Source organism: Komarekiella delphini-convector SJRDD-AB1 (assembly GCF_014831675.1).
Lineage (GTDB): Bacteria > Cyanobacteriota > Cyanobacteriia > Cyanobacteriales > Nostocaceae > Komarekiella.
Genome location: NZ_VJXY01000006.1, coordinates 55,748 through 76,201 on the forward strand (window position 1 = coordinate 55,748; position 20,454 = coordinate 76,201).

The 20,454-nt window shown below is 41.9% G+C and carries 18 protein-coding genes; 10 read left to right on the forward strand and 8 right to left on the reverse strand.

The annotated features are described in order from the left end of the window. Positions 1 to 9 precede the first annotated feature (9 nt). Positions 10 to 378 (forward strand): hypothetical protein, encoded by a 369-nt coding sequence (locus FNW02_RS07685; RefSeq protein WP_225225505.1) that lies wholly within the window; start codon positions 10 to 12, stop codon positions 376 to 378. 339 nt (positions 379 to 717) lie between these two features. Here the strand turns inward: FNW02_RS07685 and FNW02_RS07690 are convergent, their stop codons facing one another. Together FNW02_RS07690 and FNW02_RS07695 are read right to left on the reverse strand one after the other, a co-directional pair. Beyond that, positions 718 to 2,448, reverse strand: coding sequence for an NFACT RNA binding domain-containing protein (locus FNW02_RS07690; protein WP_191756959.1), 1,731 nt, complete (start codon positions 2,446 to 2,448; stop codon positions 718 to 720). A 172-nt stretch (positions 2,449 to 2,620) separates the two neighbouring features. Continuing rightward, positions 2,621 to 3,397 carry a choice-of-anchor W domain-containing protein gene (locus FNW02_RS07695; protein ID WP_191756960.1) on the reverse strand — a complete coding sequence of 259 codons (777 nt, stop codon included), beginning with the start codon at positions 3,395 to 3,397 and terminating at the stop codon, positions 2,621 to 2,623. Positions 3,398 to 3,679: 282 nt separating this feature from the next. Between FNW02_RS07695 and FNW02_RS07700 the strand changes: the two genes are divergently transcribed. Continuing rightward, positions 3,680 to 4,009 carry a hypothetical protein gene (locus FNW02_RS07700; RefSeq protein WP_225225506.1) on the forward strand — a complete coding sequence of 110 codons (330 nt, stop codon included), beginning with the start codon at positions 3,680 to 3,682 and terminating at the stop codon, positions 4,007 to 4,009. Between the two features lie 113 nt (positions 4,010 to 4,122). Here the strand turns inward: FNW02_RS07700 and FNW02_RS07705 are convergent, their stop codons facing one another. From FNW02_RS07705 to prfC, 4 genes are all read right to left on the reverse strand, one after another. Next, positions 4,123 to 5,391, reverse strand: coding sequence for a glycosyltransferase family 4 protein (locus tag FNW02_RS07705; protein ID WP_191756962.1), 1,269 nt, complete (start codon positions 5,389 to 5,391; stop codon positions 4,123 to 4,125). 1,089 nt (positions 5,392 to 6,480) lie between these two features. After that, positions 6,481 to 6,981, reverse strand: a complete 501-nt coding sequence (locus FNW02_RS07710; RefSeq protein WP_191756963.1) for an RNA recognition motif domain-containing protein — start codon at positions 6,979 to 6,981, stop codon at positions 6,481 to 6,483. A gap of 657 nt (positions 6,982 to 7,638) precedes the next feature. Further along, entirely contained in the window at positions 7,639 to 9,939 is a 2,301-nt protein-coding gene (locus FNW02_RS07715; RefSeq protein ID WP_191756964.1) for a M48 family metalloprotease, read from the reverse strand. A 112-nt stretch (positions 9,940 to 10,051) separates the two neighbouring features. After that, entirely contained in the window at positions 10,052 to 11,701 is a 1,650-nt protein-coding gene (prfC, locus tag FNW02_RS07720; RefSeq protein ID WP_191756965.1) for a peptide chain release factor 3, read from the reverse strand. Between the two features lie 132 nt (positions 11,702 to 11,833). On the opposite strand from prfC, the gene FNW02_RS07725 reads away from it, so the two are divergent. From FNW02_RS07725 to hemB, 3 genes are all read left to right on the forward strand, one after another. Beyond that, a complete protein-coding gene (locus tag FNW02_RS07725; RefSeq protein ID WP_191756966.1) occupies positions 11,834 to 12,175 on the forward strand; it encodes a DUF4870 domain-containing protein in 342 nt (113 codons plus the stop codon). A 342-nt stretch (positions 12,176 to 12,517) separates the two neighbouring features. Further along, on the forward strand, positions 12,518 to 12,655 hold the full coding sequence (locus FNW02_RS07730) for a hypothetical protein (RefSeq protein WP_191756967.1): 138 nt from the start codon (positions 12,518 to 12,520) through the stop codon (positions 12,653 to 12,655). A 155-nt stretch (positions 12,656 to 12,810) separates the two neighbouring features. Next, positions 12,811 to 13,791: a porphobilinogen synthase gene (gene hemB / locus FNW02_RS07735; RefSeq protein ID WP_191756968.1), complete on the forward strand. Its 981-nt coding sequence runs from the start codon at positions 12,811 to 12,813 to the stop codon at positions 13,789 to 13,791. A gap of 366 nt (positions 13,792 to 14,157) precedes the next feature. Here the strand turns inward: hemB and FNW02_RS07740 are convergent, their stop codons facing one another. Continuing rightward, on the reverse strand, positions 14,158 to 14,526 hold the full coding sequence (locus FNW02_RS07740; RefSeq protein ID WP_348535375.1) for a putative toxin-antitoxin system toxin component, PIN family: 369 nt from the start codon (positions 14,524 to 14,526) through the stop codon (positions 14,158 to 14,160). A 50-nt stretch (positions 14,527 to 14,576) separates the two neighbouring features. After that, positions 14,577 to 14,819, reverse strand: coding sequence for an AbrB/MazE/SpoVT family DNA-binding domain-containing protein (locus tag FNW02_RS07745; RefSeq protein ID WP_348535376.1), 243 nt, complete (start codon positions 14,817 to 14,819; stop codon positions 14,577 to 14,579). A gap of 565 nt (positions 14,820 to 15,384) precedes the next feature. Here FNW02_RS07745 and FNW02_RS07750 point away from each other — a divergent pair. From FNW02_RS07750 to FNW02_RS07770, 5 genes are all read left to right on the forward strand, one after another. Beyond that, positions 15,385 to 15,675 carry a helix-turn-helix domain-containing protein gene (locus FNW02_RS07750; protein ID WP_191756969.1) on the forward strand — a complete coding sequence of 97 codons (291 nt, stop codon included), beginning with the start codon at positions 15,385 to 15,387 and terminating at the stop codon, positions 15,673 to 15,675. A gap of 544 nt (positions 15,676 to 16,219) precedes the next feature. Next, positions 16,220 to 17,203: an alpha-ketoacid dehydrogenase subunit beta gene (locus tag FNW02_RS07755; protein WP_191756970.1), complete on the forward strand. Its 984-nt coding sequence runs from the start codon at positions 16,220 to 16,222 to the stop codon at positions 17,201 to 17,203. Between the two features lie 181 nt (positions 17,204 to 17,384). Next, entirely contained in the window at positions 17,385 to 18,800 is a 1,416-nt protein-coding gene (gene secD / locus FNW02_RS07760; RefSeq protein WP_191757103.1) for a protein translocase subunit SecD, read from the forward strand. After that, entirely contained in the window at positions 18,797 to 19,783 is a 987-nt protein-coding gene (secF, locus tag FNW02_RS07765) for a protein translocase subunit SecF (RefSeq protein ID WP_191756971.1), read from the forward strand. Before secD ends, secF begins: the two co-directional genes overlap by 4 nt. A 214-nt stretch (positions 19,784 to 19,997) precedes the next feature. Beyond that, on the forward strand, positions 19,998 to 20,390 hold the full coding sequence (locus FNW02_RS07770) for a hypothetical protein (protein ID WP_191756972.1): 393 nt from the start codon (positions 19,998 to 20,000) through the stop codon (positions 20,388 to 20,390). The last annotated feature ends 64 nt before the right edge of the window (positions 20,391 to 20,454 follow it).

The window sequence follows — 20,454 nt, forward strand, 5'->3', positions numbered from 1 at the left end:
GCCAGAAATATGGTTCTATTGGTATGTCGTAGAAGACCATTATTTCGTAACAGCCAAAATCTCAAAAATTGCCTAATCCAGCAAAGCAGCAGTCATAGTTTGGCTCATTTATATATAATGATTACTCCTAAAGTTTTTGCAGATTTTCAGAATGCTGATGCTGAAAAGCGTTTACGTTTGAACTGTATTGGTACAATCGAAGACTTGGCAAATCAGAGTATTGAGTTACAGGATGGGCAATTGCTTACGCTGTACAGCGAGGATTTGGAAGTTGATGGAGTAGTGCAGTTCTCCGAAGAGGAGAAGTTGTGGGTTGCTGCCATTGATTGGGAGCGAATCAGGCAAGTTGAGGATCTTGTCGTGCAAGCACAAGTTTGAGTATCCACGCTACCCACCAAAAAAAAGACCAGCCTCCCACAGCCGGTCAGAAAAATATTTTTTTCGCGTTGTCTTCTCAATAGAGTTAAAACCCAATTGCGCGTTCCCAAAATGCAACGGGCAACTTTTCTTAACAATATTGTAACAGCCAACACAGATTTTTCATGAAAATTCACCAAAAAAAGGTAAGAAAAAAGATTAAAAGCCTCTATCTAGAGGATAATTCTGCGGATGGGAGGGTGGAGATGTGGGGAGCAGAGGGCAGGGAGCAGGGGGAGCAGAGGGGCAGAGGAGCAGGGGAAGAGAATAATTAATGACAAATGGACAAATGACTAATGACTAATGACCATTGGCTATTAACTGCGGTTGTCCCCAAAGAATTCGCTCCTGCTTGTAAATAGCAATTCCTGGTTTTGCGCCTTTGGGTTTGTAGACGTGCTTTGGTTGAGTGTAAACTACTGGTACTTGATCACTCTGACGAGCGCGACTGTAGTATGCGGCAAGATTAGCAACAAATTTTAAATCAGCTTCTTCTGGGACAGTTCCCGGTTCTAGACGCAGTAGCACATGGCTCCCTGGAATTTCTTGAGCGTGGAACCACAGGTCATAATCTCCAGCCACACGAAAGGTCAGTTGGTCATTTTGGCGATTGTTGCGACCGATTAAGACTTCAAAGTCGTTAGGGGTGCGGTAACGATAAAAGTTGCTGATGGCGGCTTCATTTGTGCTGCGGCTGCGGTACTCTGGGTCTTCGAGATACTTTTGACTAATTAACTCTTCGCGGATTTCTTCTAAAGCTTGCAAATCTTCTGCTGTTTGGTACTTGTCTATCTGGCTAATCGCTGCCTCTACTTGCTCTAAATATTCAATTTCTACCAGTACCTCTAAAAGTAACGGTTCGACCGCAGAACGAGCGCGTTTGAGCTTTTGATGCTGTTTGTAAAGACTTTGGGCATTTTGTACAGCATTTTTATCTGGCTGGAGGGCGATCGCTACTGGTTTACCAGTATCAAAGTCAGCGAGGGTAATTTCTTTCATACCCGGTTCCCAGTTTTGCAGGTGAGCCATCAATAAATCAGCTTTTTGCCGATACTCATCGGCTCGATCTGATTGTTGCAATCGTTCTGCAAATGTCTGCGCTTTATTTCGTAATTTTGCCAGAATATTGTGCAATTTCTGACTTAGCTGATGGCGTAGTTGAGAAAATAACTGTTGATTGATCTGATCGGTATAGTAACGATTGAGTACTTCTTGGATGTCTTTTGCCGTTGCAACTGCACCCCAACCCATTACGGTATATCCGTCTAATGTCCAGGCTGGTTGAAACTTACACGATTCCAAGGTTTGCAGCCATTCTTGCCAGCGCTTAAATAGCCGTTGCCAGTCGTCAGGGTTTAGAGTATCGGTGGTTGTTTCTGGTGTTATATTTGCTACGAGCAGCATTAACTCTAACAGTGCTGCACTCAAGCCGCTATAACTTTTCAACAACTGGCGCTTGATGCCTCCTGGTACTAAACTTACCCGTTCTTGCCAGCGTTCTTGGGATTCGCTCAAACTGGGGATTGTGCCAGTGAGTTTAGGTGGTGTTTCATAAGTTTGTCCAGTTTGAATCGGTCGAACACTGGATTGTTGCTGACTAACTTGATGGGCAGCTGTGATAATTACATTGCTGGCGTCGGTGAGGATAACGTTGCTATATTTGCCCATAATTTCTGCATACAGATGATATAGGGCACTTTCTCCAGGACGACGAGCAAATTGTAAATCAACAACACGCTCCCAAGGGGCGATCGCTTCAATCCCCACCAACGCCAAACCACCCAACTGGTGTATTAGTTGCTGACTGAAGGTGAAGGTATCTGGTATTCTTGGTGGCGGATCGCCGATGCAAATATGTGCAGCTTGGGGATGCCAGGAAATCTCTAGCCAACTCCGCTGTTTGAGGGTGCGTAATGCCATAGCAATAGTGTAGCGATCGCGCTGATAAACCTGTTCTATCCGCGAGGGTAGCCAGTTAGCGCGTAGTTCGCTACAAGCAGCTGTGAGGGTGGTAAAGTCAACTGGTTGCACAGCGATTAGTGGTTGGCGTTCAAATGTCGATGCTCAGTATACTTCCATCTTCTCTGATTTAGATGGAATAATGCAAAAAAGCGGTCAGCTGTCCTTATCTTTTTAAAGGTCATGCTGATCGCTTCTGTCTTAAGCCGTCTTGTCATTTTGACAAAACTTTAATTGCTGTAGTTTAAGCTAACCCGATTTTTGCCACTTTTTTTCTTTTGGTTGCAACTGTGCCTATAATCCCAACCGCGAAGACAGCGCCGAGTGTACCTGGTTCTGGTACTGATTTTTTTGGTGAATTACCCACTTTAATTTGAAAAGCGAGATTAGAACGCATTGGTTGTGTAGCCGTCCAGCTCATCGCCGCTTTGCCTGTGATTGTAAACGGAGATGTGATGTCACTGATCTGAAGATAATCTATGTCTCTGCTGGAAGTACCTACAGAAGAAACATTGCTTATTACCTGTCCCTGAGAATTCTTCATTTCCTCGTTATTAAAAAGGAGGTTACTTAGTGTCATGGTGCTATTTGTAGTAGCAGTTGTGCGAAGGAAGATATCACTTGCTGAACCGTTAAAATCCATGCTACTTAGCAACTTGCCGCCCAGGGTATAATTAACCTTGCTTCCTGTATATTCTAAGGTAAAATCCCATAAGTTACCATTTCCCCAAACAAAGTCATCTTGGATACTAACTGGAGCACCTTGCTGCACATCACCATTAATCTTTAATTCCCGCTCCCCCGTGTTTAAACTATTGTTGCCAATACGACCTTCAGCAACAAATAATTCTTTAAAATCCCCTTTATTCAGTATTGAGATAAACTCTGCATCTGTAGTCCAGGATTTAGACTCGAATGTAGCAGCTTTCGCTGGATTACTTACGGCAAATGAACCCAGCGTAATTAATCCTAAAATAAAAATCGATTTGTATTGATTTATAGACTTGCTTACAGACAGCATTTTATCTCCTTCGGAAAAAACAACTTACAGTTTCCCAAGCTTAAAACACTGTTTTCTCGGCTGTCGATAAAAAGCCTTCTAGTTCACTAAAGTTTTTATGTATAATCAAGAATTTAAATATTTAAGTATTTACACTTAAAAAACTCAAAATAATTTAGATATCATTTTTGTAAAAAATACTTTAGCATATTACGCATAAATACGTGTAATACTTAAACCAGGATAAAGATTTGAACAAAATATAAATGCTTTAGAAAGCCATAATCTTCTCACAGCAGGTATTTGAGACAAATACACCAGGCTAAACACTCTCTATTATCATTTAAATTGTTTAGCGGTACGCTGAAAAATAACAGTATCTCAGGTATAAAAATTGATTTAGAAATTGATATTGGCGATCGCTCAGTTGATATGACTATTACTCACTTGTTGGTGCTAGTGCAATCTTATCCCTTGATTCTGAATCAGCCCTACCAAACTTGTCATATTGCTTGCATCTCTGCTATTAGTATAAACTTATACTATTTATCAATATTCAAAACAAATGCGATTAGCCGTACACAATTTGTCAAACAAAACTTGCAGGGAATCACTTTAATGAGGCGGAAATAGGGAATTGACAGTTAGTCATGAGTAATTACAAAAAGTAAAACAACAGACTGCTGCCAAATTCCTTGTTCCTTTTTTGCTCTTAACTATTACCGATTAAAGAAGCGAGTGGAGCATTATTGAGCGAGTAGTGCGGGTTCTTGGACTGATTGCTCCAGCAGTTGGCTGTAAAGTTCGCTTAACTGACTTGCTACACCATGCCAACTAAACTTGGTTTCAACACGTTTTCTGCCAGCTTTCCCTAACTCATCTCGCCACTCTGGAGAGATGAGAATTCGATCAATGGCAGATGCAAAGGCATCTACGTCTTCTGGTGGTGCTAACAAACCTGTTTGTTCAGGAACTACAGTAAATTGAAGTCCGCCGACATCACTTGCTACCACTGGTGTACTGCTTGCCATCGCTTCAATTGCCACGAGTCCAAAGGGTTCGTAGTGACTAGGAACGACGCAAACATCGGCGGCTGCGTAATAAGTTGGTAGGATTTCCTGACTGAGACGACCGGCAAGGGTTGTAAAGTCGCTCATCCCCAATTCATTAATAATTTTCTCAATGCGATCGCGTTCTCTGCCATCGCTGTTACCTGGAGTGCTACCACCACCAATAATTAGCTGAAGATTATTAGAGTCACGTAACTTAGATTTGTTTAATGCACGCACTAAGGTTTCTATACCTTTGCGTGGGTCAAAGCGTCCTACATACAATACAATTTTGGCTTCGGGAGCAATTCCTAACTCAGATCTGGCTGCTTCTCGTGTAATTGAACCAAATCGATGAATATCTGTACCACAAGGAATTATATCTATATTGCCTTTAAGAGAAACGAGCGATCGCATGTGTTGCTTTTCCTGCGGACTCGTCGCTACAATCTTTTCTGCTGTCTCTAACACCTCTTTTTCCACTGCTAATCGCTTACTAGCAATTAGAGGAATTGTCTTTATCGTGTTGTACTTAACTGCTCCTAAAGAGTGGTATGTGTGAACCTGTTTGCTCCCTTGAATTTTTTTAAGCTGCATCCCCACCCAGCTAGAGAGCCAATAGTTTGTGTGAACCAACTGATATGTAATACTGTTTTCTTTTTGAAACTCAAGAAAATTATCTACAAATTCTGGTAAATATCCAAAAAGCTGATCTCGCGGCACAAACTCAAGGGAACCAGCTTTTAAACGAATGGTTCGGCAATTTTGGCTATGTTGAACAATTGTGTCTTGCTCTAGACTAACTTTGCGGGTAAACATATCAACTTGCCATCCCAGCTGCGCTAGTGCTTCACCCACATGGCGCACATAAACATTTTGTCCTCCAGCTTCTTCCTTGCCGATTTCAATCGCCGGATCTCCATGGACGGAAATCAAGGCGATGTGTTTTTCAGTGGTAGAGTTCATAGTTTCTGTGTTGCTGATGGTAATAAAGTCTCAGGCCGTTTTAAGTTTGCGCCTAGCACGCTTACCTGAATTATTTAAGAACTTTGAGTAATATTTATTTTAATTTAATATGTCTAATATTTATATACATCTACTGCCAGAAGTATACTTTTTGATTAAGTATTTGTATTTAATTTATTTATTGCATATAATACTTTTGGTAGATGCAATTATTTTTTTTGTAATATAAACACAACTTTAATTTTTTATAGATATATGCATGAGCACATTATTTATCGCTGTGTTAGCAACTACTGTGGCGATATAATACAAAATAGTATTAGTTTTAAAGCTTAAATATTTAGTATTTTTAAGAAGTATTTTATCTATTAAAAAACTAAAACTAATTAATAGTTGAAACTGTAAATTTTACTAAAGTAATTCGATAATGAAATATGACAACTTTCAGCTGCAAATAACTGTATAAAATTTGCTCTAAGTTGTTTATAAACGAACAAGCGAAAACATAAAAAACTCTGCCCATAAGCAAAAAGTATGTAGGCAGTTTTCCCACGCCTTAAAAACTTTTCAAGCTATAGGATGGAGTTTTTGGGCATGAAGGATAGAGCATTGGTGATTCTTCCACATCCTCTATGCGGTGGGTCGGCTTTCCTCTTTATCTACTTTCTTGACAAAGTTTATTGCAGCTTTCGATGAAGATTGACAAATAAAAGCCCCCTCAGTTGGAGACTGAAGAAGCTTTCATTTCATCTACTTTTATGATTTATATAAAGGCGGTTTTTGGTAAAATATGCCTATGTAACAATTAGATTTTATTTCTACTGAACAGTTTTATTTTGCCTAACTCTAATACTTCAGACTTTGGAATATTTGCAAAAACTCCATTTAATGTCATAAAATTTAGCGCCGAGACAATTTGCATGAGAGAAATTTAGCCAAAGGCTATGTTCCATCCCATAGATGCGATTCGCACTCACAAAAATAGCTGCAAGTACTTTTAACTATGCAGCTAGGGAATAATTGATAATTAAAAATTAAAAATCAAAAAACAATTCTGATTTTTAATTTTTAATTTATTTCCCTTGGGGATTAATTTGTGGCTTGTGCAGCTAGCATCTGCTTGAGCTTTTCTAATTCAGAAGCCCAACGGGGATCTGGACGAATAGCATCTGAGTCTGTATTACTTGTACTTTCGCGGGAACCGCCACCACTACCACGACGCGGCTTTTTAGAGCCTTTCTCGCGACGACTACCTTCTTTATTGGGGCTAGGAGTAGGGCTACTACTACTGGGACTAGCAATTTTGGGAGCAGATTGTTCTTCGCTCTCATCACCCTTTGTACGAGGTAAAGCCTTTTCTAGTTTGATGGCTGTATCTTTGAACAATTGACCATTGTACTTTTCAATTATTTGATCAGCTTGGTCGTCATTGTTGACCGTAAGAAAACCAAAACCACGGCATTTGCCAGTTTTTCGGTCTTTAATTAGTTTAGTGGTGACAGCATCACCTTCATCTGCAAAAACTGCTTGCAGTTCTTGACGATCTATTTCTTCTTTTGGCAAATTACCTATATATAGGCGAACGGACATGAACTATACCTCCAGAGTTGAATGAACATGGCAAGGCAAGAAAACAATTACTTGGCTTTGGCTTTTAAATAGATGCTATTGACCAAGACTGCCATAAACCAATTTTTTTATTCCAAACTGTCAACCTATACAATACAGTTTTTCCTCGGGTTCAAGCTTGTTTAATCCAAAAGCTCACACTATGCTGAGCTAATAAAACCTTAATTCTAAGAATTGTAAATTTATTAGCTTACTGCCTGCCAAAATACACGCTTTCTTCAATGCCTTGTTTCGCAGAATTAAATACCATTCCTTACATTATCACGGTATTTTCTACGTAGCTAGTTCAGCGCATACATTTCCAACCATAGTATGATCGCATCGTAGCATAAAAGACAATTTTTTTTTCAAGAGGGGATATTCGGAAACAAAAACCAGCCATTGGCTGGTTGATTTGCTGCTGTGTTGGGAGAATACACGTCGATGTATCAGCAAAAGCAGCCAGACCTATAACAAAGCTGGGGCGCTGAGTTATGTTGGTTGCTATTGATTATGTAAATAAATGTAACACTTGGCAAAAGAACCTGCAACTTTTGTTTACATTCTGGTTTGTCATTAGTCACTTGTCCTTTGTTATTTGTTAGTTAGTTATTTATTTACTTACTACTTACAAAGTAACTAGCCTGTGAGAAAAATATATGCACCCCAAGCCTGTGCCGCGACTGCTAAGACAGTAGACCAAATGGGATGAGGGCTGTTAATGGTTTTACCACTTTGAGTTTGCAGAGTTTGGATGTCAATCCAGGGCGTTGCTCCTCGTCGAAACCAACCTGTGACAGTAATCTGCCGACCGATTAAGTCTTGGTGATTGACCGACTGTCCCAGCCAAGAAATATGATGTAATTTCACCAAACCTGTGCTGGACTGGAGGATTAGGTCTTGTGCCAGGCAGTTGCTAATGCCTTGACGACCTATTAGTTTGCCGACAAGACATACGCTGATGCTGTCAATGGGTAGAGCAGATGGGTCAGCTAATAAGCTGGGTAAGCAGTCGTCAGTTTGTACGGTGGCAGGTTTGATATCGGGAAAAAAAGAATTCATCCGCATTACTGTACCAATGCTAAAGCTAATAAGCAGGCAACCTGTAATGAAAGACCAATCTTCGTATATCCACTTTAGATTCAAAAACTTGAGTGCGAATGCTATTTGCCAAGTCAGCCATATTACTCCTGCAAACAGAAAACCCAAGGGAATTCCCAACCAGGGAGCAATTTGTAATAAGAAAGACTGACGTTTAACCTTTAAGGATTGCTCACTAATAAGATTTAGTTCGGTTTCTAGATGCCAGTGACGAGCTATTTGACAGAGGCGTTTGATGCGATCGCCAATCAAAGGATGGCTATTGTTGATTGTAAACCATCGGCGATAAGGATTAAGAGCATCCCACATCAAGAATGATTCAAAAGATAGATGACTGGCAATAGTACCCAAAGAAAGGCTTTGTTGCTGTCCCACTGGTGTCAGAAGATTTAAGCTTTCCAACTGCCAACTGGTGTGTTCTTGCTTTTCAATATCAGCCGCAATCCCAATAGCAATTTTGATTAAGGCACGAATCAGAGCATTGGGATTACCAGTAATTTCAGCGGCGAGGCGATCGCTATAGTAAAGCCGTAACCGCGACAACCACAAAGCAGTCCCAGTTAGCAAACACCACACTCCATAAACGAGACTAGCTAAGATTGTCACCGGCCAGCGCCAAATTCCTGATATGTTGTTTCCCCACTCCGATACTTGTTGATATAACCCGTAAATCATTAGTGTCACCAGCAACACCACAGACATCACAACAAAATCCCAGTGAGCAATATGCCCTAACTGCGTAGCGTAGATAGTAGCGATTTCATCATCTGCCAGTTGCTCTAACAACCCCTGACTCACCACAATCCGAGCATTATGTGGTAAGTTACCATAGGTCAGAATAATTGGTGCAGCCATTGGTAAAATCCGCAGTTTGGGTAGCTGCCAACCTCGCTGTTGGCAAGAACGTTGTAATACTCTGACTGCTTCGCGACTATAGTTATTCAATACATCTTTGGACAATTGTCGCTGTCCATAAAAGTTTGCCAGTAGCCAATCTAGCAACCAGGGTGATACTCCAACCAAAATCACCAATATTAGTAGCAACAATGGGGTAGGATCACGATACAAAAGCTGCAATGGCTCTAAGAATGGCAGTTTGACTAAAATCTGGTTGGTTAATCCCATGACTAACTTGAGCATTTCCCGGATCACCCAAAACAGGGCGATGAATGTTCCAGCCGCCAGCAGCCGCAAGGGCATTAAATTCAGCTTACGCAGGGGTTGCCATGCCTTGGCTCGTTTTGCTTGTCGCCAATAAATAACGCCAAATAGTTTGGCTTGTGTGCGGCCCACAGATCCCATGAAGCCATTTAGTGAGGCAGTGGGTGAGATGTCGTGGCTCTTGGTTTCTATTATTGTCTCTTTTGGCTTCTCTGGTACAACTGGAGCTTTGAGGCTACTAGGTGGCAGAGGCGAGATTTTGTGGCTCTGAGTTTCTTCTGCTGGAGGATCTTTCGGCTTTTCCTTTAATGCAGCACTTGCTGGGGGAGAATCTGGACGGGAATTATCAAAAGCGATAAATCCAGTTTCGGAATTTTTTGATTCCTTAGATTCCTTACTACGTTGTTTGCGTTTTGTCAGGTGTTCGAGAGCGCGTGTTGCCCACTCTTGAACTTGCGGATGATTACTCCCAGTGAGATTTTGACACAGGGCGATCGCCTTGGGGACTTCGCCACTGCGTGCATAAGCCATCACTAAACCAACCTGGGCTTGCAAGCTAGCAGTTCCATTTTCCTGGTTGCTAGCAATAGGTTCTAGTTGAGTGATCGCTGTTTGGTAATTTCCTTGCTTGAGGGCAACTAAACCAGCCTCCAAAGACGATTCGGCATGTGAAGGCATACAAATTCTGGCACTCCAATCTCTTCTAGGTGATCCACGTTTGTTTTTTGCAAAAGCGCGAACCTCGGATGCCGTGGAAATCAACCGCGCCCGGTTAGTCCTGTCGAGTGAATTATTCTTCCACTGGTTGTTGACTGGAAAATACTGGGGCGATGCCTACGGCGGGCTTCGCCAACGCGCTTAATTTTAACTCTGGATGGTCGCCCTGTAACTGTTGGCAATTCCATTCATTTCGGAATAGCAATACTGGGCGTCCCATGCTGTCTTTGACTGTAGTGGTATTGAATAAACGTCCCACCTTATTCAAAGCTTCCCAACCACCCTCAACCCAACGAGCGACACTATAGGGCAATAAATCTAGTATGGTTTCTACACCATACTCGTTTTGTAAGCGAAACTGCACTACCTCGAATTGCAACTGACCCACCGCGGCCATAATTGGATCGCGCTTGGCTTCATCAGTTGAGTACATAATTTGCACAGCACCTTCTTCTCTCAATTCTGCAACGCCTTTTTGAAATTGCTTAAACTTCGAGGGGTTGGGGTTTCTGAGAGTCGCAAACAGTTCTGGCGAAAAATACGGAATCCCTTCATATTCCAGTTTTTGCCCCGTGTAAATTGTATCCCCGATCGCAAATACACCGGGATTGTTTAAACCGATTACATCACCAGGATAAGCCTCATCAATCGATTCTCTTTCTTGGGCAAAGAGTTTTTGTGGACGAGACAAGCGGACGACTTTACCAGTTCGGGCATGATTCACTGTCATATCTTTTTCAAACTTACCAGTGCAGACCCGGACAAAAGCCACACGATCTCGGTGCTTCGGATCCATGTTTGCTTGCAGCTTGAAAACAAACCCAGAAAACTCCGGGTATGTAGGGGAGACATCACCGACACTACTGTGGTGGGAACCGGGTTTGAGGGCATAGTCAAGGAAGTACTTAAGGAATAACTCTACCCCAAAGTTAGTCATGGCGCTACCAAAGAACACTGGCGTCATTTTGCCTTGATGTATCAACTGCAAATCTAGTTCTGGCCCAACTCCCTCTAACAGTTCTAAATCATTTTTCAGTTGATAGTAAAGGTCTTGTTCCAGCAGTTCTTCAATTCTCGGATCACCTAATTCTACTATCGTATCACGGGCTTCTCTGCTGCCGTGGGCGCTACGTTCAAACAGGTGAATTTGTTGTTTGTGCCGATCAAAAACACCTTTAAAGCGATCGCCCATACCAATCGGCCAGTTTACCGCATAGGTTTGCAATTTCAATTCTTGCTCAATCTCATCCAACAGTTCCAGCGGTTCCCTTCCCGGACGGTCGAGTTTGTTCACGAATGTAAAAATGGGCAGACCCCGCAGTTTACAAACTTCAAATAGTTTGCGGGTTTGGGGTTCTAAACCTTTGGCGGCATCAATTAGCATCACTGCATTATCGGCGGCGGCTAAGGTACGATAAGTATCCTCACTAAAATCTTGGTGTCCAGGGGTGTCTAGTAAATTTATTTGACAGTCCCGGTATTCAAATTGCAACACCGTCGAGGTAATAGAAATACCCCGTTGTTGTTCCATCGCCATCCAGTCGGAGGTAGCCTTACGCTGTGCTCGTCGCGCCTTCACCGCCCCAGCTTCGTGAATTGCGCCTCCGTATAGTAATAACTTTTCTGTGAGTGTAGTTTTACCCGCATCGGGGTGAGAAATAATCGCAAAGTTGCGCCGAAGTTCGACTGCATGATGCAGTTCAGACTGAAGTTCAGTTGACATAACTGTATTTGTTTGCTTTTTACTTAACTTAACTTAATTTTTTCTGACTCTAGCAAGTCTTTCAATCTTAAGACAATGATGCTCGCGATCGGGTCGTAATATAATTGAAAGCCTGTTTAATAGGAGAAAAGAATGTACGACACAGATAAACGAAAGCTTTTATCCGCTCTGTCTCATGGAGCCATTTTTTTTAGCACTGCATTTATATCTGTAGGTGTACCTGTGGCCATATTTTTTGTATCAGATGATCCTGTTGTTAAGGAAAACGCCAAAGAATCCATCAATTTCCACCTTAATGTATGGTTTTATGGCTTCATTATTACAGGATTGGTTTGGATAACATTTGGCTTGCTGTTACCACTAGCAGGTCTTGGCTATCTATTGCACTGGGGACTAACAATTTGGGCATTAGCACAGGTTTTTAGCAATCCTGATACACCCTTTCGCTATCCTTTGATTTTCCGAATTTTATAGCACAAATTATGGTATTGAGTAATCTAGTTTCTGAAACAATGCTTCATTACCCAATTTCCGTGATTAATTAATTTGGTCAGATTTTTTAAATTGTTTCTTTCAATTCGTCCAAAAGATGTCAACCAAGCTGTAAAATACAAAATTGCCCCACAACTTCATGAAGAGTAGGGCAAGGGACAGTTAAGCACTATTTGTAGTCTGTCTGACAGCAGTAGCGTTTAACTTTACTTTTGTGACGCTTTGTCTTGTGTCCATTAATTTTATTTAAAAGTGTCTGATGTTATTTGCTTTCAAGTAAGTAGCAAAAGGTGCTCTAACTTGTGGTAAGCAGTTCTATAAAATATGCAACTGGATGTTGTTTTATACATCAGCTTCACTGTAGATGTTCAAGTTGTCCATGCATTCATACAGCAAATAGTACGTTATCAATTGGATAAAGCTAACCTACTCGACAGTTTGCATTTAGTTACCCATAACTAAGGAACACTTATCTTGTTGGAGTAGATGTTAATGTTTAATAATTAATAATTAATAGTGTGAATACTTGGCTTAAGGGCGTCGTACCATACTTCATGGGACAAGTAAGCACCAGGGTGCAGCATTGACCCGCTTAGTCTTTACCTTTAAAAAGCTCTATGTTTCCGACACATCGCCCCCGTCGTCTGCGTACCCATCCCCAATTGCGCCGGATGGTGCGCGAAACTGTATTAACAACGAATGATTTAATTTATCCTCTGTTTGCCGTACCCGGTGAGGGTATTGCCAATGAAGTCAAATCAATGCCGGGAGTTTATCAGCTTTCGGTAGATAAAATTGTCGAAGAGGCAAAAGAAGTTTATGACTTAGGTATTCCTGCGATTATTTTATTTGGTATTCCTGCGGATAAAGATGTAGATGCTACTGGCGCTTGGCATGATTGTGGCATCGTACAAAAAGCGGCTACTGCTGTCAAGGAAGCAGTACCAGATTTAATTATCATTGCAGACACATGTCTGTGTGAATACACCAGTCACGGTCACTGCGGTTATCTGCAAGTGGGTGATTTGACAGGACGGGTTTTGAATGACCCCACCTTGGAATTGCTGAAGAAAACAGCGGTTTCCCAAGCAAAAGCTGGTGCTGACATCATCGCACCTTCTGGGATGATGGATGGTTTTGTGCAGGCAATTCGTGTGGGTTTGGATGAGGCAGGATTTCAAGACACGCCGATTTTGTCTTATGCTGCTAAGTACGCCTCAGCTTATTATGGCCCATTTCGGGATGCAGCAGACTCAGCACCGCAATTTGGCGATCGCAGAACTTACCAAATGGATCCAGGTAATGCTCGTGAAGCCATCAAAGAAATTGGACTGGATATTGCTGAAGGTGCTGATATGCTCATGGTTAAGCCAGCTTTGGCATACATGGACATTATCTGGCGGGTGAAGGAAGCGAGTAATTTACCAGTTGCCGCTTACAATGTTTCCGGTGAGTATTCAATGGTTAAAGCTGCGGCTCTCAATGACTGGATTGATGAGGAGCGGGTGGTTTTGGAAACTTTAACTGGATTTAAACGCGCTGGCGCTGACTTGATTTTGACTTACCATGCTAAAGATGCGGCGCGATGGTTGCGGTAAAGTAGTCATCTTGAATACTAATTTTGTGGTAAATCTCACGCAGAGACGCGGAGGCGCAGAGTTTTTTTGTGTTTTGGTGTCTGGGCGTGAGATTGTTGTATTTTGGCTTGTAACTAGTGCGAATTTATCTAAACACTCAAACCGTAAGAAAGCGATCGCAGAATATTTCAACAAGTGCCACCCATGACCTACTATCGGCTTATACTCGTGGATAGCGGGTTTTTGTTTGCGTACTACAGCACTTGATTTTGATATTTATCGGCGTTATCGCAAAAAGCCTTTCGAGCGGGTATTTTAGAGATGCGATCGCACCAGCTATAAAATTTAGTTATTCGATAACTTTTAAGTTCTTTCCGAGACTTCTATTTATAAGTCTGAGAAATAACAACTTAGAAAATCTTGCGGTGTCAAAATTGGAATTCCGTTAAATTCTATTAATATCAATAAATCTAAATCACCAGTAACAATTGCTTCGACATTTGCTGCAACAGCCGCAGCCAGAATTATACTATCTTTTTGATCGCGTAATTGAGGCGCATCTACAGAGATAGTTAGACAAGACTGTAGCACATCTTTTGTGGCCTCAATCACATCTTCTAAGTTTAAATTTAAAGACTGGATTTTGGACTGAAACTTTGGACGACGTAAAGTAGTTTCTAGTTCCAGAAATAAAGCATCAGAAGCAAATATAGTTATTGTCTGTTTTTGTGCCAGTATCACAACTTTATCTGGCACTCCTCCCTACAGTAATGCTGAAATCCAAACGTTAACATCAACTACAACCCTCATTTGTCAGTCCAAAGTTCTTGTCTAACTTCTTTGACTATTTGACTGATTTCTTCAAGCGTTGGTTGATTTGGATCTGAACCAGCCTCTTTGACTCGTTCTCTTAATTCTTGTAGTGTTAATCGTTTATAAGTTTTTGTGAAAACTATCTCATCTTCCGTAACTGAGATTTCATACTCAGTAAAGGGCTGAAGCTGTGCCAACACCTCTGGAGGAATTTCTAACTTTCCATCAGCCGTCACTTTAGCAACAATATTTGTACTTATAGTTAAAATTTTCTACTTTTATAGATTTTATCCTTTTCTCCTTCGTCACTTCCATCTCTCTAAATCACCATTGAGATAAAGGTTTATTATCATGCTGTGGGTAAGGCTTTCTCACAGCATACGAAACTTAGGGAACGAATCTATAAAGGTTATCGGTGATGCAAAATATCTTATCCCAGGCGTATTTTGCTATCAATAAAATAATTAAAGTTTTTAGTAAGGACTTTAGTCCTGATAGTCTTTGTTTTAAGCGATGAATCGCTTACTACGAACTAAGATTTTATTTTATGTTTAATTATACGAATCTACTTACAACAGATTTCTTAGTTTGACGTGACTTCCGTTAGTTTGCTATCTTTCAAATGTTCGTTTTATGCAGATTTCCTCCGTGATAATACATAAGTAAAGGTTTACCTTGTTTGCCAGAGTGGGAGGCGATCGCTGATAAAATGAAGATAGTTAATAAATTTTTCTCAAATTGGCATTTAATGTTGAGTTGATTGATTTAGAATATTCTTGATTTTCAAGGGAAGCATTAGATATGGATATGCAAGTCTTGAGAGAACGTGCGGGGCTTGGCCGTGCAGAGGTTGCCTTCAGGCTTGCAATCAGTGAGACTAGTGTTCGCAATTGGGAGGCTGGGCGTACTGAACCGACAATGACGCCAAAAAAATATTTAGATGCTTTGCGTCTATTCAAATGTACACCTGAAGAATTGGCAGCGGCAAGTGAAAAGTCAATTAATCAGCGGCATAAACGCAAACCAGGAAGACCGAAACGCTTTCCTGATAATCAAGTATCTCACGTAACTGATTCACCACTTTACACCTGATTACGCCCTAGATGAAGTTTAGTAAGTATCTTATTTTGTGTCGAGACTTCAGAAAAGCTATAAAATCTAACTTATGCTTTCGCTTACTCCAGTGCGGTTGCTTTAGAGTAATCGACTAAATAATTAATACTAATGTACTACAAAGTAAATTTCCAACATTTTATTGTTGATTAGTCTTAATTATTACTGTATCAACATCTCTTGGTGACAAAGTTTTCCTGTACGAAGCTGCTCAAACTAGCAAAGTTGCCCTATCTTTCTAATACATTGTCAGTGCATAATTTACAGTATATTTACGCTTATTTCTGGTTTGGGGAACAGCTTTGGTATAGTTATCTCGATAATTAATCCCTGCCTAGAGGCAAAATAGCAATCAGAGAGCAGAGGAGTGAAAAAGGCAGAATCTTTTTACCTTTAACCTTTTATCCTCTGTAGTTGGAGCGATTAGTTCAAACAACCTAATCTCTAACTAGTGCGATCGCTCACGGTAATTGCCAAAACGGCACGATAAAATTCTAAAACCATAATCGTACTAAAGGTCTAAATGGCAGAAACACTATTTTTTAACGCCTTACGGGAAGCCATTGATGAAGAAATGGCGCGTGACTCCAGTGTCTTTGTTCTCGGTGAAGACGTAGGACACTACGGCGGTTCTTACAAAGTTACCAAAGACCTGTACCAAAAGTATGGCGAACTCCGAATTTTAGATACTCCCATCGCTGAAAACAGCTTTACTGGCATGGCAGTAGGAGCCGCCATGACTGGGTTACGACCCATAATCGAAGGCATGAATATGGGCTTTTTATTGCTAGCCTTCAACCAAATATCCAACAACGCTGGGATGTTGCGCTACACTTCTGGCGGTAACTTTAAAATTCCTATGGTAATTCGGGGCCCTGGTGGTGTAGGACGGCAGCTAGGAGCAGAACATTCTCAACGACTAGAAACTTACTTCCAAGCTGTACCAGGCTTAAAGATAGTTGCCTGCTCCACACCAAGAAACGCTAAAGGATTACTAAAATCTGCTATCCGCGATGATAACCCAGTGTTGTTCTTTGAGCACGTTCTACTTTACAACTTAAAAGAAGACCTGCCAGAAGAAGAATATCTGCTGCCTTTGGATAAAGCAGAAGTTGTACGTCAAGGAAAAGATGTCACAATTATCACTTATTCCAGAATGCGGCATCATGTGATGCAAGCGGTAAAAACTCTGGAAAAAGAAGGTTATGACCCCGAAGTAATTGATCTAATCTCACTTAAACCGTTAGATTTTGATACAATCGGCGCATCCATACGCAAAACCCATCGAGTGATTGTTGTGGAAGAGTCCATGCGAACTGCGGGTATTGGAGCAGAAGTTATTGCCTCAATTAATGACCGCTTGTTTGATGAATTAGATGCGCCAGTGTTGCGGCTTTCTTCCCAAGATATCCCTACGCCTTACAACGGTAATCTGGAGCGATTGACAATTGTCCAACCAGAGCAAATAGTCGAAGCTGTAGAAAAAATGGTGGCCCAGCGAGTCTAGGGATTGGGGACTGGGGACTGGGGACTGGGGACAAAGTGAATAAATAATCAATGCCCAATGCCCAATACTTCTCTAAGAGAGGCTGCGCTCAGTACAAGTGCTCAATGCCCCATCCCCTAACTCATACTCATAACTCGATAAAAGAGCGCTATTATAGCCTTTGTCAGTTGCGAGTTATGGTATGCAAAGACAGCGATCGCTATTAGTCTTGATTTTAGTCTTGGTAATCGCCGCAATAGCGGTGATTGCCACAATTCCCATACCTTTGGGGCTTGACTTGCGTGGAGGTTCACAGCTAACAATTCAGGTGAAACCATCAGCGGAAATTCCTCAAATCACCGAACGAGAATTAGAAGGTGTGAAGAAAGTCATCGAAGGTCGGATTAATGGCCTCGGTGTTTCTGAGCCAGTAATCCAAACAGTTGGCACAGACAAGGTTTTGGTGCAACTTCCAGGGGTCAATGATCCAGAGCAAGCCGAACGAGTATTGGGAGGTACGGCACAGTTAGAGTTCCGCACGCAAAAGGCTGGAACCGAAACTCAACTGTTTGCTTTCCAAACATCAAGAGCCGAATTGAAGGTAAAGCAAGAAGAGTTGCGAAAGAGCAACGACAAAACAGCTATTGCCAAAAATCAAGAAGACTTACAGAAAAATAATCAAGCGATCGCTGAATTGTTTGAAAGCACCAACCCGCCACTAATTGGCAAGTACCTCCAAGATGCCTACGGCGAACCCACTTCTCAAGGCAGCAATTGGAATGTTGCCATTCGCTTCAACCAAAATGGTGGTGAACTGTTTGCCCAATTGACAAAAAGTCTTGCCGGTACTGGGCGGAGCATCGGTGTTTTTCTCGATAATGAACTAATTAGCGCTCCTACCGTTGGCCCAGAATTTGCTGCTACTGGTATTACTGGTGGCTCTGCGGTAATTACAGGCAGGTTTACGGCACAAGAAGCCAACGACTTAGGCGTACAGCTACGCGGTGGGGCATTACCCGTACCAGTAGAAATTGCAGAGATCCGCACTGTTGGGGCAACCTTGGGTAAAGACAGTATTACTAGCAGTATCTATGCAGGTATCGGTGGTTTGACTTTAGTATTAATATTTATGGTGGTGTACTACAGACTACCAGGAGTAATCGCCGATGTAGCATTACTAATATATGCCTTGTTGACTTGGGCTACCTTTGCTTTGCTGGGTGTCACCCTAACCCTGCCAGGAATTGCCGGTTTTATCCTCAGTATTGGGATGGCGGTGGATGCGAATGTGCTCATTTTTGAGCGGACACGGGAAGAATTGCAAGCAGGCAAATCCCTGTATCGTTCTATAGAATCTGGCTTTTACCGCGCCTTTTCCAGTATTTTGGACGGTAACGTTACCACAATCATTGCCTGTGCCGCACTATTCTGGCTAGGGGCTGGTTTGGTGAAAGGCTTTGCCCTAACTTTAGCTTTAGGCGTAGCAGTGAGTATGTTTAGCGCCATTACTTGTAGTCGCACCTTCATGTTTTTAGCATATACAATTCCCGCACTGCGGAAACCAGAACTTTTCTGTCCGAACTTGCCAGCATCAAATAAGGCAGAGGTGGCGCGATGAAACTGAGTATTAACAAATCGCGATCGCTTTGGTGGACTATTTCTTGTGCCATCATCCTTGCTGGTATCATTTCAATGGTGATTTCTTGGCAAAACCCAAGCATTCGCGCTCCCCTACGTCCTAGTTTGGATTTTGTCGGCGGTACACGATTGCAGTTTGAACGGGATTGTACTAAACCTGGTAACTGCGATCAACCAATTGATATCAATGTCGTCCGAGAAATAGCTAGGGCTGAGGGATTGGGTGACAGCAGTATCCAAATTGTTGCTGACAGAGAAACAGGCGCAGAAAACGGCATATTAATTAGGACAAAAAACTTAGATCGTGAGCAGCGTACCAACTTACAAAAGGCCTTAAGCGAAAAAGTAGGCACTTTTGATGAGCAAAAAAACCAACTTGACACAGTTGGCCCGACTCTGGGGGCAGAACTATTTAGATCTGGAATCATAGCTCTGACAGTTTCCTTTATAGGCATCATTATTTACTTGAGCTTCCGTTTCCAGCTAGATTATGCCGTGTTTGCGATCGTTGCGCTATTACATGATGTCCTAATTACGGCAGGAATTTTTTCGATTTTGGGTTTAGTACTGGGTACTGAAGTAGATAGCCTCTTCATCGTTGCTCTACTGACAATTACAGGTTTCTCAGTTAACGATACTGTGGTGATTTACGATCGCATTCGTGAAACCTTGAAAATAAATCCTAATCGACCAATTGCTGACATTGTGGATGATGCTGTTAACCAAACCCTAGCAAGGTCTATCAATACGACCTTTACCACAATGCTGTCATTGTTTGCGATCTTTCTTTTTGGCGGCGAAACACTAAAAAACTTTGCCTTAGCTCTAATTATTGGCTTCACTGCCGGAGCTTATTCGAGTATTTTCATCGCCAGCACTCTTCTGACTTTGTGGCGAGAGCGTAGCGGTCAAGCTCAAGCGGTGGCTAACGCTGAGTCGATTGATACATCCACTAGTAATTAGTTGTTTGTCATTAGTCATTTGTGATTAATTATTCTCTTCCTCTGCCCCCCCTGCCTCCCCGCTCACTGAGCGTACCCCTACGGGGAAGCAAGCTAGCTGCGCGTAGCGTCTTGTAGAGAAGCCATAAAGCCTGCGGCATAGTTACGCTTGGGGCGCAGCCTCTCAAAAGTGCTGCTCTTTTGCTCCCTCACTCTCCTACCCCCATCTATAGCCTATGGATCAATCCGAACAACCTTCAATAACTGACCCAGCTTTCGCTCAACAGGTGCAAAGGTTACATCGGTTGACAGTATATGGCAGGTGGCTATTTGTTGGCTGCTTGTGGCTCACCATTGCACCTATTTGCTTGTGGAATCTACGTGGAGAAATTGCGCTCTGGCAACAATACTTTACCTGGGTAGCAGTGCGATATGGACTCTTCTATCATCCACTGTCTACTCTGGGTTTAGGCTTTTGTATTGGGATGACCGTTGCTGTTTTAGTTTGGCAAAGTCGGAATATCTTACTGGGACTACCACAACAGGAAAGGCAACGTTTAGAAAAACAAGTTTTTCAAATACGTCAGCAGGGAGCAACTCATCCTTTATGGAAGTGGGTTTGTCATTAAATATTTGAATTGATGCTCGAATTTTTAAATAGTTATTGGTAGATAAATATTTAGCGCTTCATAG

What these genes read in the sequence shown, in the direction of transcription:
- secD (WP_191757103.1), top strand. Translation starts at nt 17,385, where the DNA reads ATGCAAAGACAGCGATCGCTATTAGTCTTGATTTTAGTCTTGGTAATC.
- FNW02_RS07710 (WP_191756963.1), bottom strand. Translation starts at nt 6,981, where the DNA reads ATGTCCGTTCGCCTATATATAGGTAATTTGCCAAAAGAAGAAATAGAT.
- FNW02_RS07750 (WP_191756969.1), top strand. Translation starts at nt 15,385, where the DNA reads ATGGATATGCAAGTCTTGAGAGAACGTGCGGGGCTTGGCCGTGCAGAG.
- FNW02_RS07730 (WP_191756967.1), top strand. Translation starts at nt 12,518, where the DNA reads ATGCAACTGGATGTTGTTTTATACATCAGCTTCACTGTAGATGTTCAA.
- FNW02_RS07770 (WP_191756972.1), top strand. Translation starts at nt 19,998, where the DNA reads ATGGATCAATCCGAACAACCTTCAATAACTGACCCAGCTTTCGCTCAA.
- FNW02_RS07755 (WP_191756970.1), top strand. Translation starts at nt 16,220, where the DNA reads ATGGCAGAAACACTATTTTTTAACGCCTTACGGGAAGCCATTGATGAA.
- hemB (WP_191756968.1), top strand. Translation starts at nt 12,811, where the DNA reads ATGTTTCCGACACATCGCCCCCGTCGTCTGCGTACCCATCCCCAATTG.
- prfC (WP_191756965.1), bottom strand. Translation starts at nt 11,701, where the DNA reads ATGTCAACTGAACTTCAGTCTGAACTGCATCATGCAGTCGAACTTCGG.
- FNW02_RS07705 (WP_191756962.1), bottom strand. Translation starts at nt 5,391, where the DNA reads ATGAACTCTACCACTGAAAAACACATCGCCTTGATTTCCGTCCATGGA.
- FNW02_RS07725 (WP_191756966.1), top strand. Translation starts at nt 11,834, where the DNA reads ATGTACGACACAGATAAACGAAAGCTTTTATCCGCTCTGTCTCATGGA.
- FNW02_RS07695 (WP_191756960.1), bottom strand. Translation starts at nt 3,397, where the DNA reads ATGCTGTCTGTAAGCAAGTCTATAAATCAATACAAATCGATTTTTATT.
- FNW02_RS07715 (WP_191756964.1), bottom strand. Translation starts at nt 9,939, where the DNA reads ATGCCTTCACATGCCGAATCGTCTTTGGAGGCTGGTTTAGTTGCCCTC.
- secF (WP_191756971.1), top strand. Translation starts at nt 18,797, where the DNA reads ATGAAACTGAGTATTAACAAATCGCGATCGCTTTGGTGGACTATTTCT.
- FNW02_RS07685 (WP_225225505.1), top strand. Translation starts at nt 10, where the DNA reads ATGGTTCTATTGGTATGTCGTAGAAGACCATTATTTCGTAACAGCCAA.